Source organism: Streptomyces chrestomyceticus JCM 4735, assembly GCF_003865135.1.
Lineage (GTDB): Bacteria > Actinomycetota > Actinomycetes > Streptomycetales > Streptomycetaceae > Streptomyces > Streptomyces chrestomyceticus.
Genome location: NZ_BHZC01000001.1, coordinates 5852413 through 5875029 on the forward strand (window position 1 = coordinate 5852413; position 22617 = coordinate 5875029).

The 22617-nt window shown below is 72.8% G+C and carries 16 protein-coding genes and 1 pseudogene; 14 read left to right on the forward strand and 3 right to left on the reverse strand.

Annotated features, from left to right (window positions below; translation table 11 throughout):
* Positions 1-332: 332 nt before the first annotated feature.
* From EJG53_RS25365 to EJG53_RS25390, 5 genes are all read left to right on the forward strand, one after another.
* Positions 333-821: a sigma-70 family RNA polymerase sigma factor gene (locus EJG53_RS25365; RefSeq protein WP_241269646.1), complete on the forward strand. Its 489-nt coding sequence runs from the start codon at positions 333-335 to the stop codon at positions 819-821.
* The gene (locus EJG53_RS25370; RefSeq protein WP_125046684.1) at positions 818-1558 is read left to right on the forward strand and encodes a zf-HC2 domain-containing protein; all 741 of its coding nucleotides are present in this window, start codon (positions 818-820) and stop codon (positions 1556-1558) included. Before EJG53_RS25365 ends, EJG53_RS25370 begins: the two co-directional genes overlap by 4 nt.
* Before the next feature lie 265 nt (positions 1559-1823).
* The gene (locus EJG53_RS25375) at positions 1824-4247 is read left to right on the forward strand and encodes a HelD family protein (RefSeq protein WP_125046685.1); all 2424 of its coding nucleotides are present in this window, start codon (positions 1824-1826) and stop codon (positions 4245-4247) included.
* A gap of 494 nt (positions 4248-4741) precedes the next feature.
* Positions 4742-6175 carry an NAD-dependent malic enzyme gene (locus EJG53_RS25380; RefSeq protein WP_174856454.1) on the forward strand — a complete coding sequence of 478 codons (1434 nt, stop codon included), beginning with the start codon at positions 4742-4744 and terminating at the stop codon, positions 6173-6175.
* Between the two features lie 307 nt (positions 6176-6482).
* Positions 6483-6764: an HU family DNA-binding protein gene (locus tag EJG53_RS25390; protein ID WP_004571953.1), complete on the forward strand. Its 282-nt coding sequence runs from the start codon at positions 6483-6485 to the stop codon at positions 6762-6764.
* 591 nt (positions 6765-7355) lie between these two features.
* On the opposite strand, the gene murA is transcribed toward EJG53_RS25390, so the two are convergent.
* Positions 7356-8702, reverse strand: coding sequence for a UDP-N-acetylglucosamine 1-carboxyvinyltransferase (gene murA / locus EJG53_RS25395; RefSeq protein ID WP_031007446.1), 1347 nt, complete (start codon positions 8700-8702; stop codon positions 7356-7358).
* A gap of 298 nt (positions 8703-9000) precedes the next feature.
* Here murA and EJG53_RS25400 point away from each other — a divergent pair, with 298 nt between their 5' ends.
* Positions 9001-9591, forward strand: a complete 591-nt coding sequence (locus tag EJG53_RS25400) for a YqgE/AlgH family protein (protein WP_125046686.1) — start codon at positions 9001-9003, stop codon at positions 9589-9591.
* Positions 9592-9726: 135 nt separating this feature from the next.
* Here EJG53_RS25400 and EJG53_RS25405 read toward each other — a convergent pair whose 3' ends face one another.
* Positions 9727-10092 (reverse strand): hypothetical protein, encoded by a 366-nt coding sequence (locus EJG53_RS25405; RefSeq protein ID WP_125046687.1) that lies wholly within the window; start codon positions 10090-10092, stop codon positions 9727-9729.
* Between the two features lie 289 nt (positions 10093-10381).
* Here EJG53_RS25405 and EJG53_RS25410 point away from each other — a divergent pair, with 289 nt between their 5' ends.
* Positions 10382-10678: a DUF3039 domain-containing protein gene (locus EJG53_RS25410; RefSeq protein ID WP_125046688.1), complete on the forward strand. Its 297-nt coding sequence runs from the start codon at positions 10382-10384 to the stop codon at positions 10676-10678.
* Positions 10679-10843: 165 nt separating this feature from the next.
* Here EJG53_RS25410 and EJG53_RS25415 read toward each other — a convergent pair whose 3' ends face one another.
* Positions 10844-11269 (reverse strand): SSI family serine proteinase inhibitor, encoded by a 426-nt coding sequence (locus EJG53_RS25415; RefSeq protein WP_125046689.1) that lies wholly within the window; start codon positions 11267-11269, stop codon positions 10844-10846.
* Positions 11270-11568: 299 nt separating this feature from the next.
* On the opposite strand from EJG53_RS25415, the gene EJG53_RS25420 reads away from it, so the two are divergent.
* The 7 genes and pseudogenes from EJG53_RS25420 to EJG53_RS25450 all read left to right on the forward strand — a co-directional run bounded on the left by EJG53_RS25420 (position 11569) and on the right by EJG53_RS25450 (position 22570).
* A complete protein-coding gene (locus tag EJG53_RS25420) occupies positions 11569-12867 on the forward strand; it encodes an extracellular solute-binding protein (protein WP_125046690.1) in 1299 nt (432 codons plus the stop codon).
* A 62-nt stretch (positions 12868-12929) separates the two neighbouring features.
* Positions 12930-13823, forward strand: coding sequence for a carbohydrate ABC transporter permease (locus EJG53_RS25425; RefSeq protein ID WP_241269649.1), 894 nt, complete (start codon positions 12930-12932; stop codon positions 13821-13823).
* Positions 13824-13846: 23 nt separating this feature from the next.
* Positions 13847-14725 (forward strand): carbohydrate ABC transporter permease, encoded by an 879-nt coding sequence (locus EJG53_RS25430; RefSeq protein WP_125046692.1) that lies wholly within the window; start codon positions 13847-13849, stop codon positions 14723-14725.
* 71 nt (positions 14726-14796) lie between these two features.
* Positions 14797-16500, forward strand: coding sequence for a beta-N-acetylhexosaminidase (locus tag EJG53_RS25435; protein WP_125046693.1), 1704 nt, complete (start codon positions 14797-14799; stop codon positions 16498-16500).
* Positions 16501-16969: 469 nt separating this feature from the next.
* Positions 16970-17866, forward strand: a complete 897-nt coding sequence (locus EJG53_RS25440) for an FAD binding domain-containing protein (RefSeq protein WP_031007419.1) — start codon at positions 16970-16972, stop codon at positions 17864-17866.
* 1304 nt (positions 17867-19170) lie between these two features.
* Positions 19171-20243: pseudogene (locus EJG53_RS44195) on the forward strand ((2Fe-2S)-binding protein); the annotation flags it as partial.
* Positions 20240-22570: a xanthine dehydrogenase family protein molybdopterin-binding subunit gene (locus tag EJG53_RS25450; protein WP_125046694.1), complete on the forward strand. Its 2331-nt coding sequence runs from the start codon at positions 20240-20242 to the stop codon at positions 22568-22570. The pseudogene EJG53_RS44195 and the gene EJG53_RS25450, both read left to right, overlap by 4 nt.
* Positions 22571-22617 lie beyond the last annotated feature (47 nt).

The following is a 22617-nucleotide window of genomic DNA, read 5'->3' on the forward strand; positions in this document are numbered from 1 at the left end:
CCCGCACCCCCTAACCCCCTCACCCGCACGGGAATTCACCCGGCGGGGACTGAGTCCCGGCGCTCCGGCCCCCGTACTGCTGACTGAAGGGGCCTTTACCCGGGCCCCGATCGGCCCGGAATGCGAGACGAGGGGGCGGACATGCGCGAGCCCGGCCGCGGACGGCAGATCGAGGTGATCGACGGTGCGGATGGTGACGACAGTGACACCGGCGACGGATGCGAGTACTGATGCCCGTGCGCAGCGAATGTCCGATCCGCGCTATCGACCCGGGAGTTGGCGTGCGCGAGGATGCCGACGTGGCAGACAGTACGGCGCCGGACGAGGAGCTGATGCGGGCCCTGTACGAGGAGCACGCCGGCCCGCTGCTCGCCTTCGTGCTGCGCCTGGTCGCCGGGGACCGGCACCGGGCGGAGGACGTGGTGCAGGAGACCCTGCTGCGGGCCTGGCGCAACGCCGGCCAGTTGCAGCGCGCGACCGGTTCCGTCCGTCCCTGGCTGGTCACCGTCGCCCGGCGCATCGTCATCGACAGCCACCGCAGCCGTCAGGCACGTCCCCAGGAGGTCGACGCCGGCCCGCTGGAATCGATGCCGGCCGCCGACGAGATCGACCGGGCCCTGCGCCTGATGACGATCACCGAAGCGCTCGGCGACCTCAGTGCGGCCCATCGGGAGGCGTTGATAGAGACCTACTTCAAGGGGCGTACGGTCAATGAGGCGGCCGAAGTCCTCCGGGTGCCGGCCGGGACCGTCCGGTCCCGGGTCTTCTACGCCCTGCGCTCCCTGAAGCTCTCGCTGGAAGAACGAGGAGTGACGGCGTGAAGCGGCCCGTTGAGCCCGTAGCACACACCGACGTCGGCGCCTACGCGCTGGGCGTCCTGGACGCCGCCGAGGCGGCACGCTTCGAGGAGCACCTGACCGACTGCGACCGGTGCGCCGCCGAACTGGACGGCCTGCTGGGCCTGCCGCCGCTGCTCGCCGACGCCAGGGAATCGGCGCCCGACCCGGAGGCGGTCACCCCGGCCCCCGGGCCGGGCCTCCTGGCGGGGCTGCTGGAGGAGGTCGGCGCGGTGCGCCGCACCCGCCGGCGCCGCCGCCTGTACCTGGTCGCCGCCGCTGCCGTACTGGTCGTCGGCGGCCCGCTGGCCACGTACGCGCTGACGGCGGGGGACGACGCCGAGTCCCCGGAGCACCTGACGAGCTACGCCCGCGCGATGTACGAGCACGGCGAGAAGGCCGGCACGGTCGACCCGGTGACCAAGGTCGCCGCCAGCGTCTCCATGGAGCGCAGGCCCTGGGGCACCCACGTCGCCCTCAAGCTGGGCAACGTCCGGGGTCCGCTCACCTGCGACCTGGTCGCGGTCGGCAAGAGCGGCGCGGAGCAGACCGTGACGACCTGGGCGGTGCCCCCGGGCGGCTACGGCCTCAAGGACGGCGCCGCCAAGTGGAACAAGGAGCCGCTCTACACCCACGGCGGCTCGGCGATGAACCGTTCCTACATCGACCATTTCGAGGTCCGCACGCTCGACGGCAGGCGGCTGGCCGAGATCAAGGTGTGACCGGCGGGCCCGGCCCCCGGGCCCGGCGCCCGGCCGATCCTCCGGATCGGGGTGTGACCGGCCGCCCGGCCCTGAGCGCGAGCCGTGACCGGCCGCCCGTCCCCCTCCCCGATTAATCGGAACCGCTGATTCCGCCCCACCCGCCCGTCCACGGTGCCCGGTTTGCTCCCGCCCGGTGGTGATTTCGTCCCTTGGGTCAGGTGCGCCCGGTGCCCGGTTCGCGTACGGTTGACGGCTGCCCTACGCACAGAAGAAGGGGGCCTGGGTGGCCGCGCAGAATGCCACGCACGCGCCGGACTCCGTCCACGACGCACAGCCGGACAGCACACGCGAGCGCGAGATCGCTTCGGAACAGGAGCATCTCGACCGTGTCTACCAGCGTCTGGAGGAGAAGATCCACGAGGCCGAGTTCCTCGTGGACGACGCCGCCAAACGCGGCCAGGTCGGCACGCCCGGCGCCCTCGCCGAGCGGGACGCCCAGGTCTTCCAGGCCGGCGCCCACCTGAACCGGCTCAACTCCGAGTACGAGGACTTCCTCTTCGGCCGGATCGACCTGCTCCTGGGCAAGGACGGCAAGAAGGGCCCGGACGGCGCGTACACCTCCGTCGAACCCGCCGACGGCGCGATCGCCGACGGCCGCGCCGAGATCGCCGAGACCCTGCACATCGGCCGCCTCGGCGTGCTGGACGCCGACTACAGCCCGCTGGTCATCGACTGGCGCGCACCCGCCGCCGCCCCCTTCTACCGGGCCACCCCGGTCGCCCCCGGCCGCGTCGTACGCCGCCGGGTCATCCGCTCCAAGGGCCGCCGCGTCCTGGGCGTCGAGGACGACCTGATGCGCCCGGAGATCACCGCGACGCTGGACGGCGAGGAGCTGCCCGCGGTCGGCGACGGCGCGCTGATGGCCGCCCTGGGCCGGGCCCGCAGCCACACCATGCGCGACATCGTCGCCTCCATCCAGGCCGAGCAGGACATGGTCATCCGGGCCCCCGCCGCCTCCGTCACGGAGGTCGAGGGCGGCCCCGGCACCGGCAAGACCGCGGTGGCGCTGCACCGCGCCGCCTACCTCCTCTACCAGGACCGCCGCCGCTACGCGGGCGGCATCCTCATCGTCTCCCCGACGCCGCTGCTCGTCGCGTACACCGAGGGCGTCCTGCCGTCCCTCGGCGAGGAGGGCCAGGTCGCCATCCGCGCACTGGGCTCCTTGGTGGACGGCGCCGAGGCCACCGCGTACGACTCCCCGGCCGTGGCCCGCATCAAGGGATCCAGCCGGATGCAGAAACTGCTGCGCAAGGCGGCGCGCGGGGCCCTGGAAATGACCGGGACGACGGCCGCGGGGGCCGCCGCCACGCCCCCCGACGGCCAGCTCGCCTTCGGCGAGGAGGACGACCGGTCCGCAGGGGCCCCCGCAGGGCCGCCGGACCGGCTGCGCGTCGTCGTCTTCGGCGCCCGCGTCGAACTGGACGCACGCGACCTGCACCGCATCCGGCACAACGCCCTCGGCGGCACTGCGCCCGTCAACCTGCTGCGCCCGCGCGCCCGCCGCCTGATCCTGGACGCCCTCTGGTCCCGGTCCGGCGCGGCCAAGCGCTACACCGACCCCGAACTGGCCGCCGAGGCCCGCCAGGCGTTCGACGAGGACATCACCACCGAGCAGGACTTCCAGGACTTCCTCGACGCCTGGTGGCCGGAACTGACCCCGCGCGGCGTGCTGGCCGCCATGGCCGACGAGCGCCGCCTCGGCCGCTGGGCGCGCCGGGTGCTCAACCAGCGCGAGGTACGCAGGCTGGCCCGCTCGCTGAGCCGTCTGGACGACCAGGGGCAGGGCCCGCTGTCCGTCCACGACGTGGCCCTCCTGGACGAGCTCCAGCTCATCCTCGGCGCGCCGCCCCGGCCCGCCAGACCCCGCGACGCCGACCCGCTGGACCAGCTCACCGGCCTGGAGGAGCTGAGCACGTACGCCGACCGGATGTCCGGCGGCGGGCGCAGCCGCCGCGAGCGGCTGGAGGAGGAGCGTACGGACTACGCCCACGTCATCGTCGACGAGGCGCAGGACCTGACGCCCATGCAGTGGCGGATGGTCGGCCGCCGCGGCCGGCACGCGACGTGGACGGTGGTCGGCGACCCGGCGCAGTCGTCCTGGTCCGACCCGGACGAGGCGGCCGTCGCCCGCGACGAGGCGCTGGGCACCCGTCCGCGCCGCCGCTTCACCCTCACCGTCAACTACCGCAACCCGGCGGAGATCGCGGAGCTGGCGGCGCGGGTGCTGGCGCTGGCCATGCCGGGCATGGAGGCGCCGGAGGCGGTCCGCTCCACGGGCCTGACGCCGCGCTTCGCCGTCGCCGACGAGAAGGACCTGGCCGGGTCCGTACGGGAGGCGGCCAGGCGGCTGCTGGACGAGGTGGACGGCACCGTCGGCGTCGTCGTCGCGATGGACCGGCGCGCCGAGGCCCGCCGCTGGCTGGCGGAGCTGGGCGACCGGGTGGTGGCGCTGGGCTCGCTGGAGGCCAAGGGTCTGGAGTACGACGCGACGCTGGTGGTCTCGCCCGCCGAGATCGCGGACGAGTCGCCGGCCGGGCTGCGGGTGCTGTACGTGGCGCTGACCCGGGCCACCCAGCAGTTGACGGTGCTGTCCGGGGCGCGTGACGAGCCGGACGAGGACGGGGTCCCGGACCTGCTCAGGGACTGAGCGCCGGGGACGGCCCGGGGGCTGCCGGGGCGCCCGGGGCCGCCGGGGCGTCTCCGGGGGTCCGCCGAACGGCGGTGCGCCGCCGCGAAAGAAGGTGGCGGGACGGGATTCGCTTCCAGGGATGGTTTGTTAGCCTTGGTGGTGGCACCGGCCCGATCCAAGCCCCCGGGCCCAACCATAGTCGCTACGAGCGACCACTTGCCGCGAGGCGAGCATGGCGGGTCGGTGTCACTGAACCACACGACGGGCGCCTTCCGGAGCAATCCGGGAGGCGCCCGTCGGCGTTCGCGCACTGTTCATCCACGGTTGCCGGCCAGGTCTTCCGTTCGACCGCACCCTCTCGTATGGTGGAAAAGTCTTTCCGGAATAAGAGGCTGGTTACCGTGTACCGGCTGGTAGGTGGGACGATCGGTCTTCGCACTCCGGCCCGGCCCCTCCTGAGGACCCCGGAGCGGCGCGCAGAGAGAAACAAGGGAAAGCAGAGGAAGTCGGCCATGGCAACGGCGCCTAGCGTCTCGTATTCGATGACGGTGCGACTGGAGGTTCCCGCGAGCGGTACGGCGGTCAGCCAGCTCACCACGGCCGTGGAGTCCTCCGGCGGCTCCGTCACCGGCCTCGATGTGACCGCCTCCGGCCACGAAAAGCTCCGCATCGACGTCACCATCGCCGCGACCTCCACCGCCCACGCGGACGAGATCGTCGAGAAGCTCCGCGGCATCGAGGGCGTCTCGCTCGGCAAGGTCTCCGACCGTACGTTCCTGATGCACCTCGGCGGCAAGATCGAGATGCAGTCGAAGCACCCCATCCGCAGCCGTGACGACCTGTCGATGGTCTACACCCCCGGCGTCGCCCGGGTCTGCCAGGCCATCGCCAACAACCCCGAGGACGCCCGCCGCCTGACCATCAAGCGCAACAGCGTCGCGGTCGTCACCGACGGCTCCGCCGTGCTGGGCCTGGGCAACATCGGCCCCAAGGCCGCGCTGCCCGTCATGGAGGGCAAGGCGGCCCTCTTCAAGCGCTTCGCCGGCATCGACGCCTGGCCGCTGTGCCTGGACACCCAGGACACCGACGCGATCGTGGAGATCGTCAAGGCGATCGCCCCCGGCTTCGCGGGCATCAACCTGGAGGACATCTCCGCGCCCCGCTGCTTCGAGATCGAGGCCCGGCTGCGCGAGGCCCTGGACATCCCGGTCTTCCACGACGACCAGCACGGCACCGCCATCGTGGTGCTCGCCGCGCTGACCAACGCGCTGCGCGTGGTGGACAAGAAGTTCGAGGACGTCCGCGTGGTGATGTCCGGCGCCGGCGCCGCCGGTACGGCCATCCTCAAGCTGCTGATGGCGGCCGGCGTCCAGCACGCCGTCGTCGCCGACATCAACGGCGTGGTGCACGCCGGCCGCAAGGACCTGGTCGACGCCGACCCCGACTCGCCGCTGCGCTGGATCGCCGACAACACCAACCCGGAGGGCGAGACCGGCACCCTCAAGGAGGCCGTCGTCAACGCCGACGTCTTCATCGGCGTCTCCGCCCCCAACGTCCTGGACGGCGACGACGTCGCCAAGATGGCGCAGGGCGCGATCGTGTTCGCACTCGCCAACCCCGACCCCGAGGTGGACCCCGCGATCGCGCGGCAGACCGCCTCCGTCGTGGCCACCGGCCGGTCCGACTTCCCCAACCAGATCAACAACGTGCTGGTCTTCCCGGGCGTCTTCCGCGGCCTGCTGGACGCGCAGTCCCGTACGGTGAACACGGACATGATGCTGGCCGCGGCCGGCGCGCTGGCCGATGTCGTCCTGGACGACGAGCGCAACGCGAACTACATCATCCCGAGCGTCTTCAACGACAAGGTCGCGGGCGCGGTGGCCGACGCGGTGAAGGAAGCCGCGAAGGCCGCGGGAGAGGCTGTGACGGCCGCCACGACGGCCTGACCGCCCGGCGCGTCGCGTGACACCGGGCCCTCGGCGCCCCCATAGGGTGGCGGGCAGCAGACGGCCGCCGCCCTGCGGGGCCGGCCCGGTGGGGCACGGTGCGGGACGTCACCACTCTGAGGCAGTGGCGCTTTTCGTGTGACCCTCCTGGGTGCCGGATTGGCTTTACCGCCGCAGGTGGGGGCAGGATGCGTATCCGGGCGCGAGGGTCTGTCAGCAGACCCGGGTCCGGGCACCGTCCAAGGGCCCTGGCAGCATCGGCTTCGATCTCACGCCTCATTGGCAAGAAGAACACGGGAGTACAAACATGAACCGCAGTGAGCTGGTGGCCGCTCTGGCCGACCGTGCCGAGGTGACCCGCAAGGACGCCGACGCCGTTCTGGCCGCGCTCGCCGAGACCGTCGGCGAGGTCGTCGCCAAGGGCGACGAGAAGGTCACCATCCCCGGCTTCCTGACCTTCGAGCGCACCCACCGTGCCGCTCGCACCGCGCGCAACCCGCAGACCGGCGACCCGATCCAGATCCCGGCCGGCTACAGCGTGAAGGTCTCCGCGGGCTCCAAGCTCAAGGAAGCCGCCAAGGGCAAGTAAGCCGCCGGGGGCCCGACCGGCCCCCTGGTGACAAAGGCGTGAGAGCGGCCGTCCCCTTCGGGGGACGGCCGCTCTTTTGCGTACGCGACATCCGGCACCCGGCGCCCGGCATCCGGAGTACGGCGTTCAGCGGCCACGGAGGCGCCCAGAAGGCCCGCGGATGGGGCCGGTGGGACCCTTGTGCCTCCTGATGTCTCCCGTTGCTCTACAGGGGCGTAGAGGCGGCTCAGGGGGCGCGGGCGGTCGCGAACGTCGTACGGGCGGCACTCGGGCGTCGTACGGAGGCCCCTCGGGCAGCACGCGGACGACCGTCACCGGCGAAGGCGCGGGCCCCGTCTCCGTACCCATCCCGCCCCCACCCCTCGCTCCCACCCTTCGTCCCCACCCGTCGCCCTGCCCCCCGTCACATCACCCCTCGCGTGCCCGTCGCAACCGCAATCCCCGAAGGCCCGGCCCGCGAGCGCCACCCGACCCAAAGGCCCGAATTCAACCATTCGCGCCAGCAAACAACATCCGGCCCGACGTGACGCCCGAGCGCAACAGAAGAGGCGGCCACCCTCCCGGATGACCGCCTCTGAATCGCTCCGCCGATCAGGCGCTGAGAGCCCCGTTCGGCAGCTCCACGTGCGCCCCCAGACTCACGAGCTTCTCCATGAAGTTCTCGTAGCCCCGGTTGATCAGGTCGATGCCGTGCACCCGCGAGGTGCCCTGCGCCGCGAGGGCGGCAATCAGATACGAGAAGCCGCCGCGCAGGTCCGGGATGACCAGGTCGGCGCCCTGCAGCTTGGTCGGCCCGGACACCACCGCCGAGTGCAGGAAGTTGCGCTGCCCGAAGCGGCAGGCGCTGCCGCCCAGGCACTCGCGGTAGAGCTGGATGTGCGCGCCCATCTGGTTGAGCGCCGACGTGAAGCCGAGCCGGGACTCGTACACCGTCTCGTGGACGATGGACAGACCGGACGCCTGCGTCAGGGCGACGACCAGCGGCTGCTGCCAGTCGGTCTGGAAACCGGGGTGTACGTCGGTCTCCAGGGCGATCGCGTCCAGCGAGCCGCCCGGGTGCCAGAAGCGGATGCCCTCGTCGTCGATCTCGAAGGCGCCGCCGACCTTGCGGTAGGTGTTCAGGAAGGTCATCATCGAGCGCTGCTGCGCGCCGCGCACGTAGATGTTGCCCTCGGTGGCCAGCGCCGCGGACGCCCAGGAGGCCGCCTCCAGGCGGTCCGGGAGCGCGCGGTGGTTGTAGCCGCCCAGCTTGTCGACACCGGTGATCCGGATGGTCCGGTCGGTGTCCATGGAGATGATCGCGCCCATCTTCTGCAGGACGCAGATGAGGTCTTCGATCTCCGGTTCCACGGCCGCGTTCGACAGCTCGGTGACGCCTTCCGCCAGGACGGCGGTCAGCAGCACCTGCTCGGTCGAGCCGACGGACGGGTACGGCAGGCGGATCTTGCAGCCCCGCAGCCGCTGCGGGGCCTCCAGGTACTGGCCGTCCGCCCGCTTCTCGATGGTCGCGCCGAACTGGCGCAGCACGTCGAAGTGGAAGTCGACCGGGCGGCCGCCGATGTCGCAGCCGCCCAGGCCCGGGATGAAGGCGTGGCCGAGGCGGTGCAGCAGCGGGCCGCAGAAGAGGATCGGAATGCGCGAGGAGCCGGCGTGCGCGTCGATGTCGGCGACATTGGCGCTCTCCACGTGCGACGGGTCGAGGATGAGCTCGCCCGCCTCGTCACCGGGGCGCACCGTGACGCCGTGCAGTTGCAGCAGGCCGCGTACGACGCGTACGTCGCGGATGTCGGGCACATTGCGCAGTCTGCTCGGGCCGCTGCCGAGCAGCGCGGCGACCATGGCCTTGGGCACGAGGTTCTTCGCGCCGCGAACCCGGATCTCGCCCTCCAGCGGGGTGCCGCCGTGGACAAGCAGTACGTCGTCGGTAGAGACGGTCATGGATCTCGCGTTCCTGGAGACGGACAGGGGGCCAAGGGGAAATGGTAAGGGCGGCGGAGGGGGTGCCCGTAGGCCGGAGCGGGTTCGGGGCGTGTAATGGCTTTGTCACAACACCCTCCGCTACGGTCCGCCTTTGCTCTGTAATCGACTTTCGGTACGTTGCGTACGGCTATGCCCCGCTATGCCCCCTCTGTCGCCGACCCGTGCGCCGGGGCTGCCGTCGTACGCCCTGCGCTGCTCTCGCCCGGGTACCGCAGTTGACTCCCCGCGACGGTCCGAAGTGCGGGATCATGTCCCCATGACCGAGGTGTCCTCGCTCACCGGCCGGCTGCTCGTCGCCACACCGGCGCTCGCCGACCCGAATTTCGACCGCGCGGTGGTGCTCCTGCTCGACCACGACGAGGAGGGGTCCCTCGGCGTGGTCCTCAACCGCCCGACGCCCGTGGGCGTCGGCGACATCCTCCAGCCGTGGGCGCCCCTGGCCGGCGAGCCCGGCGTGGTCTTCCAGGGCGGCCCGGTCTCACTGGACTCGGCCCTCGGCGTGGCCGTGGTGCCGGGCGGCCCCGAGACCCCGGAGAGCGCCCTGGTCGGCGACGGCCCGCTGGGCTGGCGCCGCGTACACGGCGCCATAGGGCTGGTCGACCTGGAGGCCCCGCCCGAACTGCTCTCCACGGTGGTCGGCAGCCTGCGGATCTTCGCCGGTTACGCGGGCTGGGGCCCCGGCCAGTTGGAGGACGAACTGGTCGAGGGCGCCTGGTACGTCGTCGAGTCCGAACCGGGCGACGTCTCCTCCCCGGACCCCGAACAACTCTGGCGAGCGGTCCTGCGCCGCCAGCGCAACGAACTGGCCATGGTGGCGACGTACCCGGACGATCCGTCACTGAACTGAGGGACCGGAGGCCGGGGTTCCGCCCGCCCCCACGGGTAAACCCCCGTTGGGGGAACGCAACCGTTCGATTCGCCCCGTAGGTCACCGGCCCCGCCCCCGCCCCCAGGTCACGGCGATGGCCAGGCACCCGAAAGATCAGCCCCACGCCCCCTCAACGGCTTCAAAAATGTCCGCGTCGGTCTCCCGCTGCCAGGACGGCAGGTCGGGCCAGTCGGCCACATAGCCGGGCTTGGGGTCCTCGAAGTGCTTGTACATCTGGGCCGTCCAGCACGTCGCGACGAACCGGCTCTTCTGCTCACGGGACAGCCTCGCCGTCCGGCCCCCGCTGACCTCGACGAACTGACGGATCTGCGCGTAGACGGCCCCGGCGGCGTCGCGCTCCCACTGCGGGGTGTCGTCCCACGGAGTGACGTACCCGGCCTTGGGCTCCCCGGGAAAGTGCCGTCGCACCCCCGCGATCCAGCTCTCCCGGAACAGTCGTGCGCCTTCGGTCTGCGACATGCGGGCCTCTCTCGTCACGGTGCGCTCAGCGAGGCGATCTCCGCCTCCAGCTCCGCCACGCGGTGGTCGCGGCTCAAGGGGCCGAACTCGTCGCTCAGGGATCGGAGTCTAGGGGCGAAGCGACCGGACGGCGGGCCGGCTCCGCACTCGGCGGACCGGCCCTCGCGGCAGACATCAAGCCCCACCCACCCCCGCGCATCCACCCCCGTCCCGCCCCTTGCGCTCGCCCTTCACCTGTGGGCGGGCCGCCGCTCCCGGCATGGCGTGCGCGTCGGTACCCTTGGCGGTTATGAGCACTGTTGAGCCCGAGCGTGGGGCAGGTACGGGGACCCTCGTAGAGCCGACGCCGCAGACGTCGCACGGTGACGGCGATCACGAGCGCTACGCCCACTATGTCCAGAAGGACAAGATCATGGCGAGCGCGCTCGACGGGACGCCCGTCGTCGCTCTCTGCGGCAAGGTGTGGGTGCCGGGCCGGGACCCGAAGAAGTACCCGGTCTGCCCCATGTGCAAGGAGATCTACGAGTCCATGGGCGCCGGCGGCGACAAGGACAAGGGCGGTAAGGACGGCGGCGGCAAGAAGTAGTCCGTCCGTCCGGGGGCGGCGCGCTGTCGCGCGGCTCCCCGTCCGCCTCGCGCGTGTCCGGCCCGTTCCCGTACCAGGAGCGGGCCGCACGCGTGGTGCGCGCCGCACACAGAGGCCCGGTCCCCGCGTGGGGGCCGGGCCTTCCGTGCGGTGGGGCCGGGCGGGTCAGTCGCTCCAGGGGGTGAGGTTGAAGATGTCGCCGCTCTCCGCGTTGGCGATGCACTGGTTGGCATAGGTGTGCTGGTAGGCGGTCGTCTTGCCGTGCCAGGTGCCGTGGGCGACGACCGTGACCGGCTGGTAGATCCTCGGGCAGGCGCGGTGGATCTGCGGTACGCGGGCGTAGTCCCCGTTGGCGAGGGCCAGCTTGAGGCAGGACGCCTCCGGCGTCGGGTGGCTGCCGCCGGTCGGGAAGCACCGCAGGTAGGCGGCGGCGAGGAGTGGGCCGGAGGGGCCGGTGCCCTCGTGGACGGCGATGTGCTGGCGCCCGCCGGTCTCCGGCTGGGTCTCCGCGCTGGCGGGGGTGGCGGTGAGCGGGAGCAGGCCCAGGGCGGCGACGGCCAGCAGGGCGGTACGTACGGGTCTTGCGCGCATGGGTTCGGTCGGTCCTTTGTCTGTCGTGCGGCTGGGTGCTGCTTCCAGGGGGTGCTGCCGGGGGCCGGTCCGTGGGGACGCGGTCCGGGGCCGCTTCTGGGAGCCGAGGAGGGACATCTGATTCATAGATAGACGTACCGGGACGAATTGACGGCCAATGTGGGCCAGTGGCGGCGTGTCGCCCGCGCCGTTGCCTGATCGGCTCTTGTGGGGGAGCGTCGGCGCGCTTAGCCTCCTGAGGATTGTGCATGGCGAAACGCCCGTTGCGTATGTTGCAACGATCCTTCAGGGGGTACCCGATGCAGCTCTCCGCCCGAACAGCCGCCCGTGCCGCGGCACTTGCCCTCGCCCTCGGCGCCGCCGTCGGCTGCGCCCCGTCCACCTCGGGCGGCGCCGCCAAGGAGGACAGCAAAACCGGCACGCTGCGGGTCTGGCTCTTCCAGGAGGTCAACAACAAGCCCAAGGAAGAAGTCGTCCGCAAGGCGGTGGCGGACTACGAGGCTGCCCACAAGGGCACCGAGGTCGACGTCACCTACATCCCCGTCGACACCCGCGCCCAGCGCATCAAGGCCGCCTTCAACGACCCCAAGAGCGCCCCCGACGTCATCGAGTACGGGAACACCGACACCGCCGGATACGTCAAGGACGGCGGACTGGCCGACGTCAGCCAGGAGTTCGGCGCCTGGAAGGACGCCAAGGACACCGACCCGACGGCCAAGCAGTCGGTGACCGTGGACGGCAAGGTCTACGGCGCGCCGCTGTTCGTCGGCGTCCGGGCGCTCTACTACCGCACCGATGTGTTCAAGGACCTGGGCCTCACGGTCCCCACGACCCTGGACGAGGTCGCCACGACCGCCCGCAAGATCCGTGCGGAGCGGCCCGAGCTGTACGGGATCTCCGTCGGCGGCGCGTACACCTACGGCGCGCTGCCCTTCCTCTGGGCGCACGGCGGCGAGCTGGCGACCGGCAAGGGCGATGCGTACACCGCCGCCGTGGACAGCCCCAAGGCGCAGGCGGGCATCAAGGCGTACGCGGACCTCTTCGGCGACACCAACTGCCCGGCCGCCAAGTGCGCCGAGATGGGCGGCAACGACTCCGTCGCCGCCTTCGCCGCCGGCAAGGCGGGCATGACGATCGGCGGCGACTTCAGCCACCAGGCCATGGAGGACGGCAAGGTCAAGGGCAAGTACGCGGTCGTGCCGCTGCCCGGCACCACGAAGGGCTCGATCGCCCCGGCCTTCGCGGGCGGCAACAACATCGGCGTACTGAAGAGCAGTTCGCACCGCACGCTGGCCGTCGACCTGATGAAGTCGCTGGCCGGCAAGGACACCCAGCGGCGGCTGTTCGACGCGATGGGCTTCCTGCCGACGTACGGCGACGTACGGGCCGAGGCGAAGAAGAAGCAGCCGTTCGTGGAGCCCTTCGTGCGGACGCTGGAGGCGGGCGCCAAGTTCGTCCCGGCCTCCCCGGCCTGGGGCGGCATCGACTCCTCGCTGGTGCTGCCGACGATGTACCAGGAGATCGTCAGCGGCCGCAAGGACGTCGCCACGGCATCCGGCGACGCGGCCAAGAAGATGAACGAGGCGTTCAAGAAGTGACGCTCACGGTCAAGGAAGCACGCCCCGGGAGCGGCCGGACGCCGCTCACCGGCGGCCGCCGGCTGCGGCCGCCGTCCCGGCACGGGAGCCGCTGGACCCCGTGGCTCTACCTCGCGCCCGCCCTGGTCGTCCTCGTCGGCCTGCTCGTCTACCCGATCTACCAGCTCGGCCTGATCTCGTTCCTCGAATACACCCAGGCCCAGGTCAGCGGCGGCGAACCGACCAGCTTCAAGGGCTTGGCGAACTACGCCGAACTGTTCGGCGACGGCCAGTTCTGGCAGGTGCTGCTGGCGACGGTGGTGTTCGCCGCGGCCTGCGTCCTGTGCACCCTGCTGGCCGGCTGCTCGACCGCCGTCCTGCTCACCCGCATCCGGGCGGTGCCCCGGCTGGCCCTGATGCTCGCCGCGCTCGGCGCCTGGGCCACCCCCGCCATCACCGGCTCCACCGTCTGGGTCTTCCTCTTCGACCCGGACTTCGGGCCGGTCAACCGGGTGCTGGGCCTCGGCGACTTCTCCTGGACCTACGGGCGCTACAGCGCCTTCGCGCTGGTCCTGCTGGAAGTCGTCTGGTGCTCGTTCCCGTTCGTGATGGTGACCGTCTACGCGGGCATCCGCGCCATCCCGGGCGAGGTCCTGGAGGCGGCCGCCATGGACGGCGCGTCGCAGTGGCGGATCTGGCGCTCGGTCATGGCGCCGATGCTGCGGCCGATCCTCGTCGTCGTCACCATCCAGTCCGTCATCTGGGACTTCAAGGTCTTCACCCAGATCTACGTCATGACCAACGGCGGCGGCATCGCCGGACAGAACCTCGTACTGAACGTGTACGCCTACCAGAAGGCGTTCGCCTCGTCCCAGTACAGCCTGGGCTCGGCGATCGGCATCGTGATGCTGCTGATCCTGCTGGCCGTCACGCTCGTCTACCTGCGCCTGCTGCGCCGACAAGGGGAAGAACTGTGAGTGGGGTGAGTGGGGGAGGAACGGTGGGTACGGCCCGTACATCGGTCCGCAGGCCGCGGATACGGCGGCCCGGACGGCTGGCCGCCGAGGCGGGCGCGCTGCTGCTCGCCGCCGCCGTGGCCTTCCCCCTGTACTGGATGGTGCTGTCCGCCTTCAAACCGGCGGGCGAGGTGCAGTCCACCGAGCCGGTGCCCTGGACCCTGCACCCTTCCCTGGACGCCTTCCGGCGGGTCTTCCAGCAGCAGGACTTCGGCCGCTACTTCCTCAACAGCCTGTTCGTGGCGGGCGTCGTCGTCATCGCCTCCGCGCTGATCGCCTTCCTCGCGGCGACCGCCGTCACCCGCTTCCGCTTCCGGTTCCGCACGACGCTGATGATCATGTTCCTGGTTGCCCAGATGGTGCCGGTCGAAGCCCTGACCATCCCGCTGTTCTTCCTGATGCGGGACGTCGGCGACGCCGTACCCGGCATCGGCCTGAACACCCTCGGCTCGCTGATCCTGCCGCACCTCGCCTTCTCCCTCCCCTTCGCGATCTGGATGCTGCGCGGCTTCGTCCGGGCCGTGCCCGAGGCCCTGGAGGAGGCCGCCTACCTGGACGGCGCGTCACGCGCCCGCTTCCTGTGGCAGATCCTCTTCCCGCTCGTCTTCCCCGGGCTCGTCGCGACCAGCGTCTTCTCCTTCATCAGCACCTGGAACGACTTCCTCTTCGCCAAGTCCTTCATCATCAGCGCGACGGAGAACTCCACCCTCCCGATGGCGCTGCTGGTGTTCTTCAAACCGGACGAGAACGACTGGGGCGGGATCATGGCGGCCTCGACCGTGATGACCGTTCCCGTGCTGGTGTTCTTCGTGCTCGTACAGCGCAGGCTGGTGTCGGGCCTGGGCGGCGCGGTGAAGGACTGACGACGCCCGCACCCCGTACATCCCCCCAGCCACTCCCACCCCTCTAGCCCCCAGAACGGAAGGGTCAGTACATGGACGACGCAGCGACGGCGGACCACGCCCGTACGGAGACCGACCTGATACCTCAGCCACGCGGCACCCGGCCGGGGGAGGGCGCCTTCCTCCTGGGCCCGGAGACCGCACTGGACGCGGGCCCCGGTACGGAAGCCACCGCGGCCTGGCTGCGCGGCACCGTCGGCGCCGCGACCGGCCTGCCGCTCCCGCCCCGTACGACCGGGGACCGTACGACCGAGGACCGTACGACCGGGGACGGCCCTGACGGTGGCGTCATCCGCCTCCGCATCGACGAGGAGACCACCGACGCCCTCGGCCCCGAGGGCTACCGGCTCACGGCCGACAGCAGCGGCGTCACCCTCCTCGGCGGCGGCGCGGCCGGCGCGTTCTGGGGCGCGCAGACCCTGCGGCAGTTGCTCGGCGCCGACGCGTACCGCCGCGCGCCCCTGCGCCCCGGACAGCGCTGGTCCGTACCGGCCGTACGCATCGAGGACGCGCCCCGCTTCGCCTGGCGCGGCATGATGCTCGACGTCGCCCGCCACTTCCTGCCCAAGGACGGCGTGCTGCGCTACATCGACCTGCTCGCCGCGCACAAGCTCAACGTCCTGCACTTCCACCTCACCGACGACCAGGGCTGGCGGATCGAGATCCGGCGCCACCCGCGGCTCACCGAGGCGGGCGCCTGGCGGGAGCGCACCAAGCTCGGCCACCGGGCCTCGCCCCTGTGGGACGACCGGCCGCACGGCGGCTACTACACCCAGGACGACATCCGCGAGATCGTGGCCTACGCCGCCGCCCGGCACATCACCGTCGTCCCGGAGATCGACATCCCGGGGCACTCGCAGGCGGCCATCGCCGCGTACCCGGAACTGGGCAACGCCGACGTCATCGACACCGAAGCCCTCAAGCCCTGGGACACCTGGGGCGTCAACCCGAACATCCTGGCCCCCTCCGACACCACCCTCCGCTTCTACGAAGGGGTGCTGGAAGAAGTCCTCGACCTGTTCCCCTCCCAGTTCGTGCACATCGGCGGCGACGAGTGCCCCAAGGACCAGTGGCGCGCGTCGCCCGCCGCCCAGGCCCGCATCAAGGAACTGGGCCTGGCCGACGAGGACGAGCTGCAGAGCTGGATCATCCGGCACTTCGACAGTTGGCTCGGCGACCGCGGCCGCCGCCTGATCGGCTGGGACGAGATCCTGGAGGGCGGCCTCGCGCCGGGCGCCGCGGTCTCGTCCTGGCGCGGCTACGCGGGCGGCATCGCCGCCGCCCAGGCGGGCCACGACGTCGTCATGTGCCCCGAGCAGCAGGTCTACCTGGACCACCGGCAGGACGGCGGCGCCGACGAACCCGTACCGATCGGCTACGTACGGACGCTGGAGGACGTCTACCGCTTCGAGCCGGTGCCGCCGCAGCTCACGCCGGACGAGGCCGCCCGCGTCCTCGGCACCCAGGCCAACGTCTGGACCGAGGTGATGGAGAACCAGCAGCGCCTGGACTACCAGGTCTTCCCGCGGCTCGCCGCCTTCGCCGAGGTCGCCTGGTCGCGGCTGCCGCCGCCCGAGGACCGCGACCACGCCGGCTTCACCCGCCGGATGGACGCCCACTACCACCGCCTGGACGCCCTCGGCGTCGACTACCGTCCGCCCGGCGGCCCCTTCCCGTGGCAACGGCGCCCCGGGTTGCTCGGACGCCCGATCGAGGGGTCGCCCCCAAACGTGTGAGCCGGAGCCGATGCGGGCGGCCCGGGACACCGGTACCTGGGACGGTGGTTCCCGCGGAACGCACTGAAGGCAGCCAAGGTGAGCTATGTCCGGTACATCGCACCAGGCGGGGACGGCGACGTCCGCCCGCGCACCGCACGGCCCCCGGCTCCGGCCACCGACGGGGGCCGTGCCGGGAGCCGTACGGGGACGCCGTCCCGCACGTCACGCCTGCTCCACCGCGCCCCGGCCGCCGTCCGCCGCCCGCCCGGCGCCGCCGCCCGCCGGCGCGCGCCCCGGACGCCCGGAACGCCCCGAACACCGGCCATGTCCCGTACGCGGCGCGCCCGCTGCCGTCCGAAGGCGTCTGGAAGCCGGGCCCTAGCGCCGCGGGCCTGCAAAGATGTGCCAGAGTTGCCACGTCCGGACCGTGAGCACGTACCGTACGGCGGAGCGGAACAGCCGGGACACCGGGGAAGGGGCAGCTGGGTTGACCACGCACGCACCGCAGGCTTCGCAATCGGTGACGTTGCCGGCCTCGCTCGACGAGGCCGTGGCGGCGCTCGCCGCCATGCCCGCCGCCGTGCCCGTCGCGGGCGGTACGGACCTGATGGCCGCCGTCAACTCCGGGCTGCTGCGGCCCGCGGGACTGGTGGGCCTCGGCCGGATCAGCGAGATCCGCGGCTGGCAGTACCAGGACGGCCACGCCCTGCTCGGCGCGGGCCTGACCCTCGCCCGGATGGGCCGCCCCGACTTCGCCGCGCTCATCCCCGGCCTGGCCGCCGCCGCCCGCGCCGCCGGACCCCCGCAGGTACGCAACGCCGGCACCCTCGGCGGCAACATCGTCACCTCCGCGCCCACCGGCGACACCCTGCCGGTGCTCGCCGCCCTCGAAGCGAACCTCGTCGTCGCCGGCCCCGGCGGCGCCCGCCGCGAGATCCCCGTCAGCCACCTGCTGGCCGGCCGCGAGATGCTGCGCCCCGGCGAACTCGTCGGCTACGTACGGGTGCCGCTGCTGCACGCCCCGCAGACCTTCCTGAAGGCCACCGGCCGCACCGGCCCCGGCCGCGCCACCGCCTCCGTCGCGCTCGTCCTGGACCCGGCCCGGCGCGGCGTGCGCTGCGCGGTCGGCGCGGTGGCCGCCATGCCGCTGCGGCCCCTGGAGGCCGAGCAGTGGGTGGCCTCCATCATCGACTGGGACGGCGAACGCAAGCTGGTGCCCGAGGCGCTGGCCGCCTTCGGCGACTACGTGGCCGCCGCCTGCATCCCGGACCCGCCACCGCCGCAGGACGGCACGGAACCGCAGACCCTGCCGCCCGCCGCACTGCACCTGCGCCGTACGGTGGCGGCCCTGGCCCGCCGAGCACTTGGGAGGGCGCTCTCGTGAGCGACGCCGACCGCCCCGACCGTTCCGACCGGCGCAACAGCCCCGAGGACACCCAGCCGCTGCGCGTGGTGCGGCCGCAGGACCGCCAGCGCTGGGAACCGCTGCCCCAGGGCAACGAGTACGAGTCGGAGGCCACCGCCTTCGTCCAGCTCCCGGACGGCTTCACCAGCGGCCCCTACCCGGGTGGTTACGGCTACCAGGGCTACCCGGACCCGCACGGCACCGGCATCCAGGACGCCCACGGCGTACCCGGCGCCGGCGACCACGGCGGCTACGCCGCCGACCCGCTCGCCGCGCCCGGCCACGGCTACACCCCGCCGTCCTCCTTCGCCCCGCCCACCCCGGGCGCCACGACCGACCCGTCGGCCACCGGCCAGTGGACGATGCCGTTCGCCGACGCCCCGGCCACCGACCTGCCCGCCCACGGGCTGCCGGACGGCGGCCCGCACACCGGCGTGCCGGGCGGCCACTACACCGACGGCACGGACGGCTCCTCGCACACCCTCTGGCCCGCCGCGGGCACCGACGGGTCCAGCGGCACCACGGGCCAGTGGGCGATCCCGACCGCCCCCGACGAGGTGCTGGAGGAGTCCGGCGAGTACCTGCTGGGCGACGACCGTACGCACCCGGCCTCCGGGTACGGCACCGCGTACGGCCCCTACGACCACGGGCACGGCCACGGCCACGCCCCCGTGGACCCGGCGGCGACCGGCCAGTGGCACTTCACCACCGACCAGCACACCCCCGACCAGCACACCGGCGCCGGCCACCTCCCGTACGGCCAGCAGCCACACCGCCCCGCCGACCAGGTGACACCCGGCTACGACCCCGGCCACCACGTACCCGCCTCCGGCGACACCGCGGGCGGCACGCTGGGCGGCGGCGCGGGCAACTGGTCGCTGCCCGCCGACGCGCTGGCGCAGTGGCCGCCGCGGTCGGAGCCGGTGGAGGAGCCGCGGGATGCGGCTCCGGCCGAGCCGCAGGACGAGGTGGCGGCGTACGGTGACGGGCTGCCGCAGCAGGAGACGGAGCCGGGTTCGGAGTTGACGCCGGAGTCGGTGACCGGGCCGGAGCCGGAGCCGGAGGCCGGGGGAGACGCCGGTCAGGCTGCTCAGGAGCCCGTGTCCGGGCCGATCGCGCTCGGCCCGGTTGTCGCTGATGCTTCCGTGCCGGGCGCGGACGAGAGCGGCACGCCTGCCGCCGGAGTGCGTACGGACACCGAGGCTCGTACGGACGAGGCCACCGGCGAAGCGCCCGTGGACGCAGCCGCCGAAGCCGCCGTCGAGACGGGGGCCTCCCCGGAAGCCGAAACCCGTGCCGCCACGGACGTGCCCCCGGCCGCCGACGGCACGACCCCTGAGACCGAGGCCGGCACCGAGCCCGAGCCCGAGCCCGACCTCGGCACCGAGCCCGGAACCGCCCCCGGCACGGACGCCGAGGTCTCGCCTGCCGAGCCCGCCGACCAAGCCACCCCCGATGCTTCCGACGTCCCGACGGCCGCTCCCGTCGAGCCCGCCGCCGACGTACCCACGGACCCGGCCCCCGTCACCACCCCCGACCCGGCCCCCGTAACCACCCCCACCGAATCCGCAGCCGAACAGCCGCCCGCAGCACCGGAACCCGCCCCCGAAACCACACCACCCCCGGCCGACGACACCACCGTGTCCCCGACCCCGGCCGACGACCCGGCCACGGACCCCCTCCCCCTCCCGCACGACGAACATCCCCACACCTCCTACGTCCTCTCCGTCAACGGCACCGACCGCCCCGTCACCGACGCCTGGATCGGCGAGTCGCTGCTGTACGTACTGCGCGAGCGCCTCGGCCTCGCGGGGCCAAGGACGGCTGCTCGCAGGGAGAGTGCGGCGCCTGCTCCGTGCAGGTCGACGGGCGGCTCGTCGCGTCGTGCCTGGTGCCCGCCGCGACGACGGCGGGCAGCGAGGTCCGTACGGTCGAGGGCCTCGCGCAGAACGGCGCGCCCTCCGACGTGCAGTGCGCCCTCGCCAACTCCGGCGCCGTGCAGTGCGGCTTCTGCATCCCCGGCATGGCGATGACCGTCCACGACCTGCTGGAGGGCAACCACGCCCCCACCGAGCTGGAGACCCGGCAGGCCCTCTGCGGCAACCTGTGCCGCTGCTCGGGCTACCGCGGCGTGCTCGACGCGGTCAACGAGGTCGTACGCGGCCGTGCCGACGCCGCCGCGGCCGCCGAAGAGGCCGCGGCCGCCGCCCCGGAGGAGGTCGGCACCGCCGCCCCCCGCATCCCGCACCAGGCGGGCCCCGCCGACCCGCAGGGCCCCGCTTCCCACGGCCACCACCCCCACGGGCCGCACCCCCACGGCCCGGGCGCTGATCCACAGTCCGGAGGCTCCGTATGACCGGCACATCCGAGGGCGCCGGTGCCGTCACCGCGACGCCCGCCGCGGGCGACCGTTCCGGTGGACCCGCCGACCCGCCGCCGCACGGCCTCGGCGTCTCCCTCCCGTCCGCGGACGCGCCCGCCAAGACGGAAGGCGTCTTCCCGTACGCCTCCGACCTGTGGGCCGAGGGCCTGCTGTGGGCCGCGGTCCTGCGCTCCCCGTACCCCAGCGCCCGCATCCTCTCCATCGACACCAAGCAGGCCGTGGAGATGCCGGGCGTACGGGCCGTCGTCACGCACGCGGACGTGCCGGGCGACGCCGGACACGGTCGGGGCATCCCCGACCGGCCGGTCTTCGCGCACGACGTGGTCCGCCACCACGGCGAGCCGATCGCCGCCGTCGCCGCCGACCACCCCGACACGGCCCGGCTGGCGGCCGCGGCCATCGCCGTCGAGTACGACGTCCTGGAGCCGGTCACCGACCCCCAACTGGCCTTCGAGGCCGAGCCGCTGCACCCGGACGGCAACCTGATCCGGCACATCCCGCTGCACTTCGGCGACCCCGAGGTGGTGGGCGAGACCATCGTCGAGGGCCTGTACCGCATCGGCCGCCAGGACCCCGCGCCGATCGGCGCCGAGGCCGGGCTGGCGGTGCCGCGCCCGGACGGCGGCGTGGAGATCTACACCGCCTCCACGGACCCGCACACCGACCGCGACCTGGCCGCCGCCTGCTTCGGGCTGGAGCCGGAGCGGGTCCGCGTCGTCGTCACCGGCGTGCCCGGCGCCACCGCGGACCGCGAGGACCCCGGCATGCAGCTCTCCCTCGGGCTGCTCGCGCTGCGCACCGGCTGCCCGGTCAAACTGGCCGCCACCCGCGAGGAGTCCTTCCTCGGCCACGCCCACCGCCACCCCACCCTGCTGCGCTACCGCCACCACGCGGACGCCGAGGGCAAGCTGGTCAAGGTCGAGGCGCAGATCCTGATGGACGCGGGCGCGTACGCGGACACCTCCGCCGAGGCGCTGGCCGCCGCCGTGTCGTTCGCCTGCGGCCCGTACGTCGTCCCGCACGCCTTCATCGAGGGCTGGGCGGTCCGCACGAACAACCCGCCGTCCGGGCACCTGCGCGGCGAGGGCGCGATGCAGGTCTGCGCCGCGTACGAGGGGCAGATGGACAAGCTGGCCGCCAAGCTCGGCATGGATCCGGCCGAGATCCGGCTGCGCAACGTCCTGGCCACCGGCGACCTGCTGCCCACCGGCCAGACCGTCACCTGCCCCGCACCCGTCGCCGAACTGCTGCGCGCCGTCAAGGACGAGCCGCTGCCCGAACTCCCCAAGGACACCCCGGAGGAGGACTGGCTGCTGCCCGGCGGCCTGGAGGGCGCGGGCGAGCCGTCCGCGGTGCGCCGCGGCGTCGGCTACGCGCTCGGCATGGTCCACATGCTCGGCGCGGAGGGCACCGACGAGGTGTCCACCGCCACGGTCAAGGTCAGCGGCTCGGTCGCCACCGTGCTGTGCGCCGCCGTGGAGACCGGCTCCGGCTTCTCCACCCTGGCCCGGCAGATCGTCCAGGAAACCCTGGGCATCGACGAGGTGCACGTGGCCCCCGTCGACACCGACCAGCCGTCCGCCGGGCGCGCCTGCCACGGCCGCCACACCTGGGTCTCCGGCGGCGCCGTCGAACGCGCCGCCAAGATGGTGCGCACGCAGCTCCTCCAGCCCCTGGCCCACAAGTTCGGCATGTCCACCGAACTCCTCCAGATCAACGACGGCAAGATCACCTCGTACGACGGCGTCCTCAGCACCACCGTCGCCGAGGCCCTCGACGGCAAGGAACTCTGGGCCACCGCCCAGTGCCGCCCGCACCCCACCGAGCCCCTGGACGAGAGCGGCCAGGGCGACGCCTTCGTCGGCCTCGCCTTCTGCGCCATCCGCTGCGTCGCGGACGTCGACATCGAACTCGGCACCATCCGTGTGGTCGAGATGTCCGTCGCCCAGGACGTCGGCCGGGTCCTCAACCCGCGCCAGCTCCGCGCCCGCATCGAAGCCGGCGTCACCCAGGGCCTCGGCGCGGCCCTCATGGAAAACCTCCGCACCACCCGCGGCCAGATCCGCCACCCCGACCTGACCGGCTACGCGATGCCCACGGCCTTGGACGCCCCCGACATCCGCATCGTCAAACTGGTCGAGGAACGCGACGTGGTAGCCCCCTTCGGCGCCAAACCCGCCAGCGCCGTCCCGGTCGTCACCTCCCCGGCCGCCGTAGCCTCCGCCGTACGCGCCGCCACAGGCCGCCCGATAGGCCGCCTGCCGATCCGGCCGCAGGCGGCGGTGGCGCAGCAGCAGTAGGCGCTGGCGTTCGCCCGTGAGGGCGGCCCTTGCATTCATACGGGGCC